This is a genomic window from Winogradskyella bathintestinalis (genome assembly GCF_030407435.1).
Classification (GTDB): Bacteria; Bacteroidota; Bacteroidia; order Flavobacteriales; family Flavobacteriaceae; genus Winogradskyella; species Winogradskyella bathintestinalis.
This window is the reverse complement of sequence record NZ_JASDDK010000002.1, coordinates 890,319-902,997: the sequence shown is the minus strand read 5'-3', so window position 1 is coordinate 902,997 and position 12,679 is coordinate 890,319. Positions and strand designations below refer to the sequence as shown.

The following is a 12,679-nucleotide window of genomic DNA, read 5'->3' as shown; positions in this document are numbered from 1 at the left end:
AAATCAAAAAATTAAAATCATGGCACAAAAGAAATTATCATCAATGAATATGGTCTATGGACTAGGAGCTGCAATTGTAATTATTGGAGCATTATTCAAAATTCAACATTGGCCGTATGGATCCCTTATTCTTACCATAGGTATGATTGTTGAAGCTATTGTATTTACCATATCTGCTTTTGAAAAACAAGGTGACGACCTAGATTGGTCTTTAGTATATCCAGAATTAGCTGGTGGTCAAACTTTAGGAAAAAAGAAAGCTGTTGAAGCACCTAAAGATGCAGAAGGTTTATTATCTAAAAAATTAGACAATTTATTAAAAGAGGCTAAAATTGATGGTGCGCTTATGGCAAGTTTAGGTGATAGCATTAAAAACTTTGAAGGTGCAGCAAAAGGAATTTCTCCTACAGTAGATAGCATGCAAGCTCAAAAGAAATACAGTGAAGAAATGACTTTAGCAGCAGCACAGATGGAATCTTTAAATAGTCTTTATAAAGTACAAATGGATAGTGCAAATCGTCAAGCAGCTATTAATGAGGAAGCTGTTGAAAACGCTACTAAATTAAAAGAACAAATGCAATCCTTGGCATCTAACTTATCATCATTAAATGGTGTATATGGTGGTATGTTATCTGCAATGAACAAAAACTAATTGGTTTTTTAAATCAAATTTTTTAACAATTAAAAACTAATTAGAAATGGCAGGAGGAAAACAGTCCGCAAGGCAAAAAATGATTAATCTAATGTACTTGGTATTTATTGCCATGATCGCAATGACCATGTCAAAAGAAGTATTATCTGCATTTGGATTAATGAACACGAAATTTGCTAGCGCAAACGAATTAGCTACATCTTCAAACACTGGTATTCTAAGACAATTAGAATCGCAAGCTGAAGAAAAGCCTGAGGATTTTGCAGCAGCAAATCAAAAAGCGAAACAAATAAGCCTCATTTCAGATGAATTTTACAAATTTCTAGGAACCGTTAAGGAGCGAGATATTGTAAAAAATGGTGGCTATGAAAGAGAAGATAACGGTGAGTTGCCATATGAAGAAATGGACAAAGGTGATAAGCTTGATGAACTATGGTTTACTGGCGACCGTTATACCAAAAGAGGTGACGAAATAGTCGCAGCTATTGAGAAATACAAAAAAGATATTAAAGCTGTACTTCCTAATGAAGGCAAGTGGCAACCAGTAATTGCAAATATTGAAAAGCGTTTTTCATTAGATCCTGTTGTGGATGGTGAAGGTGCTAAGAAAAAATGGTTAGATTATCATTTCCAAGGTTTTCCAGCTATTGCATCTTACACTAAGTTAACAGCGATGCAAAATGACGTAAAAGCTACAGAAACTAACATTTATAATGGTTTTCTAGGAAATCTTGTTAGTGATGCTACATCATTAAAAAATTATCAAGCCATCGTATTAGCTGATAAATCTGCGTTTTTTGCGGGTGAAAAATTTCAAGGTCGTGTAGTTTTAGGTAAATACGCAAATGTAACCCCTACAAAATTAACCGTTCAAGGACAGGAAATTGATTTGGCAAATGCTATTGATTCTACAGGTGCTGCACGTTTAGATTTTACTGTAGGTAATGTTGGTGAACAAAATATTGAAGGTAAATTTACATTTTTAGAAGATGGTAAACCTTTAGATATTCCAATTATAGGGAATTATGTAGTGGTGCCGAGACCAAATTCTGCGACTATTTCTGCAGATAAGATGAATGTTGTTTATCGAGGTGTTGCCAATCCTATGACTATATCTTTTGCAGGTGTACCTGATAATAAAGTATCTGCAAGCGGTTCAGGTTTATCTAAAGCTTCAGGAACTGGCAAGTATGTAATGAATCCTGGTACAGGTAGAGAAGTTACAATTAACGTATCTGCTACCCTGGACGATGGTTCAAGAGCAAGCGATCAACAAACGTTTAGAATTAAAGATATACCAAAACCAACGGGAACGATTTCTGGTAAAGATGGTATTGCAAAATTACCTAAGCGTAATTTAGAAATTGGTACAGTAGGTGCAAAACTTGACGATTTTGTATTTGATTTACCGATAAATGTAACATCATTTAAAATCAAAGTGCCTGGTCAGCCAACCGTTGCTGTTGCTGGTACAAAGATGAACAGTCAAGCTAAATCTGCAATAGGTAGAGCACGTAAAGGTGATGTCGTTACAATTTTCGATATCAATGCTAAGATACAAGGCAATGCTAAATATCAATTGAAAGGAGTTTCACCTGTAGCTGTCGAGGTTACAAACTAAATGATAATCAACATTATCTTTAAGCGAAAGTCCCAAATTATAATAAACGATAAGATGAATTTAAAAAGCTTTTTATGTATAGGAATAGGAGTTTTAGCAGCGAACACTATGTTTGCGCAAGCTAATATCCTAAATGCGAAAATACCAGAGGAAATTGGTATGAAAACTGAAGCACAGTTACTTCTAGATAACGATAAGCCGCTAGAATACGGTTATGTTGGTGATAGAGATATCTTATTTTCTAAAATGACTTGGGAAAAGATTGTCTTAGATGAGCGTGCAAATTTTCCTTTATATTTTCCTATTGAAAGTACTTTAGGGGACGATAGAAAGTCGTTGTATATGACGCTAATGCAAAATATCAATGATGGTATTATTCCAAAAGTTTACGCAGATTCCTATTTTACGGAAGAACGTACTATGGAAGATTTGGCACCTTCTTTGAGAAAAGAAGAGATCACTGATCAAGGAATTGATTGGATGAACGCCGAAGGTGTATCTGATACGTCTTTAGTGCCTGAAGAATATGTAATCCGCAGAGAAATAGGACCTGCTGATATCAATTCTTACTTAATAAAAGGACTTTGGTATTTCGATAAACGTCAAGGAGAATTAAAATATCGTATTTTAGGTATTGCACCAGCAGCGCCAGATGTTAACTTTATTGATTCTGATGATGAAGCTAATAAGGAACCAATTGGTTTATTTTGGGTGTTCTTTCCAGAAATAAGAGATATTTTGCACGAGGCTAAAGCTTTTAATAATAAGAATAGTGCTATTCCATTATCTTTTGATCATCTATTAAATAGCAGACGATTTAGCGGAACCATCTACAAAGAAGAAAATGTTTATGGTGATAGAGAAGTCAAAGAATATGTTGCTGAAAATGCATTAATGCAACTTTTAGAATCAGAACGTATTAAAGACAAGATTAGAAATTTTGAACAAGATATGTGGAGTTACTAGTTAGCCAAACATAAAATATTATGGACGCTCATTTTTTAAATGAGCGTTTTTTTTGTTCGTATTTTATATAATAAGAAATGGATTAGTGTTAAACTTCACTCATTTAGGAGGCTTTAATTTGTAAATATTCTAATTAAAATAATCCATTTCTTTGTGTAACTTTTTACATTTGCCACCATGAAAGATGTGGATTATTTAATTGTAGGTTGTGGTTTAGCTAGTATAGCGTTTTGTGAAGAATTGCGTGCACATAACAAAACGTTTGTAGTGTTTGATAATAATTCTCAGAAGTCTTCTATTGTGGCTGCTGGACTTTATAATCCTGTAATTTTAAAACGTTTTTCTGAAGTTTGGAAAGCCAAAGAACAACTAGCTTTGGCATTGCCTGTTTATAGAGCGTTAGAAAAAGAATTACAAATTAAAGTTGATTATAAACTCAGAATCCTAAGGCGCTTTACATCAATTCAAGAACAAAATAAATGGTTTACAGCATCAGACAAACCCAGTCTTGAAAAGTTTTTATCCACCAAATTAGTAAAGAATACTAGTGCAGTTATCGACGCTCCTTTTGGTTTTGGTGAGGTTTTGCATGCTGGTCGTATCGACACTGAAACCCTTATTACTTATTATAGAAATTTTTTAAAGCAAAACGGTTATTTTGAGGAAATCACATTTCGCCATAGCCAAATTGAGTTTGTTGCAGATGGTATTCAGTATCAAAATATAAGAACTAAACATGTTGTTTTTGCCGAAGGTTTTGGTGTAAAACAAAATCCATACTTTAAAGATATGCCTTTAACTGGTTCTAAAGGAGAAATACTAACCATTGAAGCACCAGATTTGAACATTGATTATGCCATAAAATCTTCTGTATTCATTATACCACTCGGTGATGATTTATATAACGTAGGTGCAACTTACGACAACGTAGACAAAACCAACGCAACTACAGAAAAAGCGAAAGAAGAGCTACTGTCAAAGGTTAATACCGTATTAAAATGTAAATATGAGGTTGTTAATCAAGTCGCGGGAATTAGACCGACAGTAAAAGATAGAAGACCTTTGGTTGGACAACACGCTAAACATAAAAATCTTTATGTGCTTAACGGACTAGGAACTAGGGGCGTTATGATTGCTCCCTATGTAGCAAGAGAGTTGTTTCAATTTGTCGAAAACAGTAAGTCACTAGATACAGAAATAGATATCAAAAGATTTAATTAGTTCTACATTCTACACTTTTGAGACTTGATGTGCCACTTCCTTATCATAACCCATAAATAAATTGATCCAAATGTTACGAGAAAGTCTCATGATTATAGGAAAAAAGGCGACTAAAGTTCCAGTAATTGCGGCAAAAGCAATAGTTAATGACGATTCTAAAATAACGTAGCTAATAATAAAAGCTGCAATAGCAAAAGCAATGCCAACACCATAGCTTATGTACATTGAGCCGTAAAAGAAAGAAGGTTCTATTTGATATTTTGTTTTACAATGTGAGCAATGATCTTGCATTTTTATCACTTCAGATATCACATAAGGGTTTTTGTTAACGTACATGGATTCTTGATGGCATTTTGGGCATGCTCCAAATAAGATACTATAAAGTTTCATTCCTTTTCTAATCATAACTAAAACCTTTATTTTTGCATTTTTAAAAAATAAACTAGATCAATACAAAGATAAAATATAAAACATCCTGTGTTGTAACAATTGTAAGTTTATAACAATTGTAATATTCAAAAAAGTTATGCTAAATATCCATAATCTATCTATATCATTTCAAGGTGAATATCTCTTTGAGGAAATTACTTTTAAGTTGGGCCTTGGCGATCGAATAGGTTTAATAGGTAAAAATGGAGCGGGCAAATCTACTATGCTTCGTATTTTATCGAAAGAACAGGAAGCCGATTCTGGCCAAATTGCAGCAGACAAAGATTTAAAAATTGGATTTTTAAAACAAGATATCGACTTCGATTTCGGAAAAACAGTTTTGGAGGAATCTTACGAAGCTTTTAAAGAAATAAAAACATGCGAAGCTAGATTAGAACATATTAATACGCAACTGGCCGAGCGGACTGATTACGAAAGTGAATCTTATAATCAACTAATGATTGATTTGAATGATATTCAACATCAGTATGAAATTTTAGGCGGTTATAATTATCAAGGTGAAACTGAAAAGATTCTCCAAGGTTTGGGTTTTGAACGCGAAGATTTTAATAAGTTAACAGATACGTTTTCGGGTGGTTGGCGAATGCGAATTGAACTGGCAAAATTGTTACTTCAAAATAACGATTTATTATTGTTAGATGAACCTACTAACCATTTAGATATAGAGTCTATTATTTGGTTAGAAAATTTTTTGAAAGGTTATAGCGGTGCCGTTGTCATCGTTTCTCACGATAAGATGTTCTTAGACAATGTTACTAATCGAACTATTGAGATTTCATTAGGAAGAATCTACGATTATAATAAGCCTTATACAAAATTTTTAGCGTTGCGTAAGGAAATGAAGGTGCAACAATTGGCAGCTCAAAAAAATCAAGAGAAAAAAATTGAGCAAACCGAAAAACTCATCGAGAAATTCAGGGCTAAAGCTTCAAAAGCTACTATGGCGCAGTCGCTGATTAAAAAATTAGATAAGATTGATAGAATTGAAGTCGATGAAGATGATAATAGTGTGATGTCACTTAATTTTCCTGTATCAATTACTCCAGGTAAAATAGTGGTTGAAGTTGATAATGTTTCTAAAAGTTATGGAGATCTGCAAGTATTGGATAAGGTGAATTTAACCATTCCGAGAGATATTAAAACCGCTTTTGTTGGACAGAATGGTCAGGGAAAATCAACTTTAGCAAAAATTATTGTTGGCGAGATAAAGCATCAGGGCAATTTAAACTTAGGGCACAATGTACAGATTGGTTATTTTGCCCAAAATCAAGCGGAGTATTTAGATGGTAACAAAACCGTTTTAGATACTATGATAGATGCGGCTAATGAAACTAATAGAAGTAAAGTTCGAGATATTTTAGGTTCTTTCTTGTTTAGAGGTGAAGAAGCCGAAAAATATGTTAGAGTACTTTCTGGTGGTGAACGAAACCGTTTAGCATTGGCAAAATTATTATTGCAGCCTTTGAATGTTTTAATAATGGATGAGCCTACCAATCACTTAGATATTAAATCCAAAAATGTTTTAAAAGAAGCTTTAAAAAATTTCGAAGGAACTTTAATATTGGTGTCTCACGATAGAGATTTTCTTCAAGGCTTAACAGATACAGTTTACGAGTTTAAAGATCAAACCATAAAAGAATATTTAGGCGATATAGATTTTTACTTAGAACAAAGAAATCTTGAAAACTTAAGGGAGGCTGAAAAGCGAACTGTTGTAATAGAAAGTCCTAAGGACAGTAATAAACAAAGTTATGAAGATCAAAAAAAGCTAAAATCCCTAAATAATAAGTTGAGTAACGTTGAGTCAAAAATCAACGAACTAGAAAAGGATATTAAAGCGGATGATGTTAAACTAGCCACGGATTACGACAAAACGGCATCAGATCCTAAGTTTTTTGATCGGTACCAAACTAAGAAAAAATCTTTGAGTAAATTGATGGAAGATTGGGAGTCAATTCAGTTTCAGCTCGATGAAATATCGTAAGTAGCTCAGCCTTTTAAGTTTTTTTTAAGGACTTGTATTCGGCAAATGAATATTTTTGCAAATTATGGACTCAATTATTTGACTGTAGAAGTTGAGAGTACAAACTAACCATTAAAAACTAATCCATGAGAAAGGCGCTTTTATCTGTAATTGGTGTTCTAATTATTTTGGCAGCTTGTGTTGGTGCTTATTTTTTAATTGAAAGCAACACCAAAGTAAAACCAAAAGTAGCCAAAGTTGTTAAAACTGTTTTTGTAGATACAGTGAAAAACGCCACGGTCCCGATTACAATTCCTGCAAATGGAAATCTTATTGCCAAAAATAGATTAGAACTTTATTCTGAGGTTCAAGGTGTCTTTGAAAGTAGTACTAACGATTTTAAAGCTGGTCAACCTTATAAAAAAGGACAATTACTTATACGTATAAACGCTAATGAATATTATGCCTCAGTGCAAGCCGCAAAAAGCGATTTATATAACCTCATTACCTCTCTAATGCCTGATCTACGGTTAGATTATCCAGAGGCCTTTCCGATTTGGAATACGTATCTCCAAAATTTTGATATGAATAAGGATATGGCTGCCTTACCTGATTCTACGGATGAAAAAGTTAATTATTTTATCACAGGTAGAGGTGTGCAATCCGCATTTTATAACGTTAAAAATCTTGAGCAACGTTTATCTAAATATAGAATCTATGCACCTTATAACGGTATTTTAACAGAAAGTTTAGTCAATAAAGGAACTTTAGTGAGACCAGGTCAAAAGCTTGGAGAATTTATAGATACTTCAGTTTATGAATTAGAATTAGCTATCAGTAGCAATTTTAGTGATTTATTACAAATAGGCGAAAAGGTTGAGTTAAATACCTTAAATAAGCAAACAAGTTTTACCGGTGTAGTGTCTAGAGTTAATGGGCGTATTGATCAGGCTACTCAAACAGTAACTGTTTTTGTTCAGGTTAAAGGAGATAATTTGAAGGAAGGAATGTTTCTAGAAGCGCAATTAGATGCCAAGGAAGTTTCAGATGCCATAAAAATTTCAAGGAAGCTTTTGGTCGATCAATCAGAAATTTTTGTAATCAAGGATAGCATTTTAGATATTATTCAAGTGGAACCCGTGTATTTTTCGCCTAAAGATGTTATTGTAAAAGGCGTACCAGATGATACTGTTATTCTCGCAAAATCTATACCCGGTGCTTATGCAGGTATGTTGGTAAAAGTGAATGAAGAATCGTTAGAAAATTCTCAAGAACAGCAAACCGCACAATAATATGAGAAAGATCATCGCTTATTTTATTAAATATGATGTTGCAGTAAACGTCATTATTATAGCGTTTCTGATTTTTGGTGTTTTGGGTATGTTTCGCTTACAGTCTTCATTTTTTCCATTACAGGAATCTGAAATTATATCCATTAATGTTACTTATCCAGGGGCTGCTCCACAAGAAATTGAAGAAGGTGTGGTGCTGAAGATTGAAGATAATCTCAAAGGATTAATTGGAGTTGAGCGTGTTACATCAACATCGCGTGAAAACGGTGGAAGTATTACAATTGAAATAGAAAGCGACGAGGATATTAATGATATGCTCGCAGAAGTAAAAAACGCTGTAGATCGTGTGCCGAATTTTCCAACAGGTATGGAACCATTGGTAGTGGCTAAACAAGAACGTATTAGACAAACTATTGATTTTTCTATAAGTGGAGACAACATTGAACTTGTTGCCTTAAAACAAATAGGAAGACAGGTAGAAAATGATCTTCGTGCCATGGATGGTATTTCGCAAATTGGTATTTCGGGTTATCCAGAAGAAGAGATTGAGATTGCGGTTAGGGAAAATGATCTTTTAGCCTATGGACTCACTTTTGCTGAAGTGGCTAGTTCAGTCTCTCAGTCTAATATTCTTACAACTGGTGGAAATATAAAAACAGATGCTGAAGACTACCTTATTAGAGCCAATAATCGATCTTATTACGGAGACGAATTAAATATTCTACCTGTTAGAGCTCGAGATGATGGAACAATTGTGCGATTGCAAGATGTTACAACCGTAAGAGACCGTTTTTCCGAAACTCCAAATGCATCTTATTTTAATGGTAACGTTGCCGTTAATGTTGAAATTACAAACACTAATAGTGAAGATCTTATTTCAACCGCAGATAAAGTCAATGCATATATTGAAGAGTTTAACCAAAAATATACTGGGATTAAGATTAATGTGGTGAGTGACTCATCCATTAGATTAAACCAAAGAACACAATTACTTGTAGAGAATGGAGCTGTAGGAATCATTTTAGTATTACTGTTCTTATCCATATTTTTAAATACTAGAATGGCATTTTGGGTGGCTTTTGGATTGCCAATTTCATTCTTAGGCATGTTTGTGTTTGCGGCTCAGTTTAATGTCACCATTAATGTGTTATCTCTTTTTGGAATGATAATCGTTATCGGCATTTTAGTAGATGATGGTATTGTTATTGCTGAAAATATTTATCAGCATTACGAGGAAGGAAAACCTAGAGTTCAGGCGGCGATTGATGGTACAATGGAAGTATTACCCGCCATCATTTCGGCCATTACCACGACAGTTTTAGCGTTTTCAACGTTTTTGTTTTTAGAAGGGAGGATTGGCGATTTCTTTAGTGAGGTATCCGTTATTGTCATACTCGTGCTTTTAGTTTCTTTAATTGAAGCATTAATTATTTTGCCGGCCCACATTGCGCATTCCAAAGCTTTGGTGAAGATGACAGAAGCGGAAAAGAAGAAGAAAAAAGGTTTGGCAAAAGCATTTTTAAAACTTCGACGAGTTAATGAGTATGGTGATCGTTTTATGGTGTATTGCCGCGATAAGATCTATAGTCCTGCATTGAGGTTTGCGCTCAATCAACGGTTTATCACGTTTGCTATTCTTTTGGCCTTAATGATTTTAACAATTGGAGCGAACCAAGGTGGAATTATTAAAACATCTTTCTTTCCGAGTATAGCAAGTGATAGGGTAAGTATTGATTTGTTAATGCCAGAAGGCACTAATCCTAAAATTACAGATTCAATTATTTCATTAGTCGAAGAGGCAGCATGGCGGGTAAATACCGATTTTTCAGAAAATCAATCTGGTAATAAAGAAATTGTCGAAAATATTACAAAACGTGTCGGTCCAGGAAATAATAAAGCGAGTATAAATGTAAATCTATTACCAGGTGAAGAACGCGATTTTGGTTCTCCAGAAATTACAAATGCCATTAGAGAAGAGGTAGGGGAAGTCTATGGTGTAGAGCGATTAACCTTTGGGTCTGGTGGTAATTTTGGAGGTTCGCCAGTTTCAATTTCGCTATTAGGAAATAATACAGAAGAGCTAAAGCGTGCTAAAAGAGAACTAAGACAAAGGTTACAAGAAAATTCGTTGTTAGCTGATATTACAGATACCGATCCAGAAGGTATTAAAGAAATTAATATAGAATTAAATGAAACGGCTTACGCCCTCGGATTAAATCTTAGAGAGGTAATGAGTCAAGTAAGAGCAGGATTTTTTGGTTTACAAGCGCAACGTTTTCAAAGAGGGCAAGATGAAATTAGAGTTTGGGTAAGGTATGAGAGATCGGATAGAACCTCTATAAATGATTTAGACGACATGCGTATTGTATCTCCTTTAGGTCAACGTGTACCTTTTGGTGAGATTGCAACTTATACTATTGCAAGAGGCGATGAAAGTATCAGCCATTTAAATGGGCAACGTGAGATTCAAGTCAATGCCGATTTAAAGGACCCCAACGGAAGTGCTGCTGAAATCCTGTTAGATATTCAGAATAATGTAATGCCCGAAATACTGTCGAAATATCCAACAGTAGGTGTATCTTACGAAGGCCAAAACCGCGAAGCCGGTAAACTTGCCCGCTCAGCTGAGACCACAGTACCAATCGTTATATTTCTAATTTATGTCGTTATCGCCTTTACATTTCGAAGTTACAGCCAGCCATTTCTATTGATACTAATGATTCCATTCAGTTTTATAGCGGTAGCTTGGGGGCATTGGATCCACGATTTTCCTGTGAATATCCTATCAGCTTTAGGAATTATTGCACTCATCGGGATTATGGTAAATGACGGTCTTGTACTTATTGGTAAGTTCAATTCATTTTTAAAATCTGGAATGAAGTTCGATGATGCACTGTATGAAGCAGGCAGAACACGATTCAGAGCTATATTTTTAACCTCATTAACCACTATTGCTGGTATAGCACCGTTATTGCTAGAAAAAAGCAGACAAGCGCAATTTTTAAAACCTATGGCCATTTCAATTGCATACGGTATCGGAATTGCGACTATTCTAACTTTAATTATATTACCATTGTTGCTCTCTGCCACCAATAGTTTTAAAACAAATAAAAAGTGGTTAATCTCAGGAAATAAAATTTCAAAAGAAGAAGTAGAACGTGCTATTATTGAAAAAAAGATAGAAGATGACCATTAAAATCTATTTTACATTTAGTTTTGTTTTCTTAGCAGTCATTGTATCTGCCCAAAACGTGCTGACTAAAGATGAAGCCGTTAAACTTGCCTTGGAACATAATTACGGGATAAAAATTGCAACCAACACTGTTGAAGTTGCAGATAATAATCAAGGTATACTGAACTCTGGTTATTTACCATCTCTAACAGGAAATGCGAGTGCGACAATCGATGTTCAGAATTCAGAAGGTGAGTTGGCGAATGGAGAAACAAGAATTGCAGATGGTGCGGAAACACGTCGATACGATACTTCCATAAATTTAAATTACACGTTGTTCGATGGTTTAGGCCGCTTGTATAACTATAGGCGTTTAAAAGAACAGTACCTATTGTCCGAACTTCAGGCTCGAGAAACGATCGAAAGTACTATGGTGCAACTGTTTTCAATTTATTATGCGATTGCTCAGCTCTCTGAAAATACTGATGTATTAGAAGAAACACTTACAATTTCTAAGGACCGCTTAAGACGCGCGGGTTATCAATTTGATTATGGACAAAATACTAAGTTAGATGTATTAAATGCCGAGGTGGATATTAATAATGATAGCATTAGTGTTATAAATATTAAACAACAATTAAAAAATACCAAGCGGGATTTAAATGTTATTTTAGGCAATAAACGATCTGAGGAATTTCAAGTTGAAACTGAACTAAATTTTTTACTTCAACTTGATAAAACCATACTTTTAGAAAAGATGAAGTTAAATAACGTGTCGTTATTGCAAGCTGAAAGCAATATAAACATAAGCCAATTTGATATTAAAACCAATAAGGCCCAATTTTTACCAACCGTTGGTTTAATTGGATCTTACGGCTGGAATGAATCTACTAATAATAGTCCATTAGCATTCACCTTACAAAATACCAATTCGGGCGTTTCCGCAGGTTTAAATTTAACTTGGAATTTATTCGATGGTGGAAGCACATTAACACGTGTGAAGAATGCCGAAATATTTCTCGAAAATCAAAAACTACAAAAAGAACAAATACTTAATGATATTGAGCGAAATTTTAATAACGCTTGGGATGATTATCAGAATAAATTGTTGATTTTTCAAGTGCAGGAAAATAACATTGTAACAGCTCAGAACAATTTTGATCGTACAAATGAGAAATTTAAATTAGGGCAAGTTACTTCGATTGAATTTCGCCAAGCTCAACTTAATTTATTAAATGCTGAATTAAACCGTAACCAAGCAAAATACGATGCGAAATTAGCTGAAATAACGGTGCTTCAACTGAGTGGAGAATTATTAAATGTAGAATTATAAAATTTATTG

At 34.2% G+C, this 12,679-nt stretch carries 9 protein-coding genes; 8 read left to right on the top strand and 1 reads right to left on the bottom strand.

The features are described from left to right. Window positions 1–19 precede the first annotated feature (19 nt). From porL to QMA06_RS08935, 4 genes are all read left to right on the top strand, one after another. Window positions 20–652 carry a type IX secretion system motor protein PorL/GldL gene (porL, locus tag QMA06_RS08950; protein ID WP_290206493.1) on the top strand — a complete coding sequence of 211 codons (633 nt, stop codon included), beginning with the start codon at window positions 20–22 and terminating at the stop codon, window positions 650–652. 46 nt (window positions 653–698) lie between these two features. After that, complete coding sequence (porM, locus tag QMA06_RS08945) at window positions 699–2,273, top strand: type IX secretion system motor protein PorM/GldM (protein WP_290206492.1); 1,575 nt, start codon at window positions 699–701, stop codon at window positions 2,271–2,273. A gap of 54 nt (window positions 2,274–2,327) precedes the next feature. Next, window positions 2,328–3,239 (top strand): type IX secretion system ring subunit PorN/GldN, encoded by a 912-nt coding sequence (porN, locus tag QMA06_RS08940; protein WP_290206491.1) that lies wholly within the window; start codon window positions 2,328–2,330, stop codon window positions 3,237–3,239. Between the two features lie 177 nt (window positions 3,240–3,416). Then, window positions 3,417–4,460, top strand: coding sequence for an NAD(P)/FAD-dependent oxidoreductase (locus QMA06_RS08935; RefSeq protein ID WP_290206490.1), 1,044 nt, complete (start codon window positions 3,417–3,419; stop codon window positions 4,458–4,460). Between the two features lie 9 nt (window positions 4,461–4,469). Here the strand turns inward: QMA06_RS08935 and QMA06_RS08930 are convergent, their stop codons facing one another. Further along, window positions 4,470–4,865 (bottom strand): DUF983 domain-containing protein, encoded by a 396-nt coding sequence (locus QMA06_RS08930; RefSeq protein ID WP_290206489.1) that lies wholly within the window; start codon window positions 4,863–4,865, stop codon window positions 4,470–4,472. A 121-nt stretch (window positions 4,866–4,986) separates the two neighbouring features. On the opposite strand from QMA06_RS08930, the gene QMA06_RS08925 reads away from it, so the two are divergent. The 4 genes from QMA06_RS08925 to QMA06_RS08910 all read left to right on the top strand — a co-directional run bounded on the left by QMA06_RS08925 (window position 4,987) and on the right by QMA06_RS08910 (window position 12,670). Then, on the top strand, window positions 4,987–6,894 hold the full coding sequence (locus tag QMA06_RS08925; RefSeq protein ID WP_290206488.1) for an ABC-F family ATP-binding cassette domain-containing protein: 1,908 nt from the start codon (window positions 4,987–4,989) through the stop codon (window positions 6,892–6,894). A 125-nt stretch (window positions 6,895–7,019) separates the two neighbouring features. Further along, the gene (locus QMA06_RS08920; RefSeq protein ID WP_290206487.1) at window positions 7,020–8,165 is read left to right on the top strand and encodes an efflux RND transporter periplasmic adaptor subunit; all 1,146 of its coding nucleotides are present in this window, start codon (window positions 7,020–7,022) and stop codon (window positions 8,163–8,165) included. Window position 8,166: 1 nt separating this feature from the next. Continuing rightward, window positions 8,167–11,361, top strand: a complete 3,195-nt coding sequence (locus QMA06_RS08915; RefSeq protein ID WP_290206486.1) for an efflux RND transporter permease subunit — start codon at window positions 8,167–8,169, stop codon at window positions 11,359–11,361. Beyond that, window positions 11,351–12,670 (top strand): TolC family protein, encoded by a 1,320-nt coding sequence (locus tag QMA06_RS08910; protein WP_290206485.1) that lies wholly within the window; start codon window positions 11,351–11,353, stop codon window positions 12,668–12,670. The genes QMA06_RS08915 and QMA06_RS08910 overlap by 11 nt, the downstream gene beginning before the upstream one ends. The last annotated feature ends 9 nt before the right edge of the window (window positions 12,671–12,679 follow it).

Coding starts and splice junctions, on each gene's coding strand:
- QMA06_RS08915 (WP_290206486.1), top strand. CDS start 8,167: ATGAGAAAGATCATCGCTTATTTTATTAAATATGATGTTGCAGTAAAC.
- QMA06_RS08910 (WP_290206485.1), top strand. CDS start 11,351: ATGACCATTAAAATCTATTTTACATTTAGTTTTGTTTTCTTAGCAGTC.
- QMA06_RS08930 (WP_290206489.1), bottom strand. CDS start 4,865: ATGATTAGAAAAGGAATGAAACTTTATAGTATCTTATTTGGAGCATGC.
- QMA06_RS08935 (WP_290206490.1), top strand. CDS start 3,417: ATGAAAGATGTGGATTATTTAATTGTAGGTTGTGGTTTAGCTAGTATA.
- porN (WP_290206491.1), top strand. CDS start 2,328: ATGAATTTAAAAAGCTTTTTATGTATAGGAATAGGAGTTTTAGCAGCG.
- porM (WP_290206492.1), top strand. CDS start 699: ATGGCAGGAGGAAAACAGTCCGCAAGGCAAAAAATGATTAATCTAATG.
- QMA06_RS08925 (WP_290206488.1), top strand. CDS start 4,987: ATGCTAAATATCCATAATCTATCTATATCATTTCAAGGTGAATATCTC.
- porL (WP_290206493.1), top strand. CDS start 20: ATGGCACAAAAGAAATTATCATCAATGAATATGGTCTATGGACTAGGA.
- QMA06_RS08920 (WP_290206487.1), top strand. CDS start 7,020: ATGAGAAAGGCGCTTTTATCTGTAATTGGTGTTCTAATTATTTTGGCA.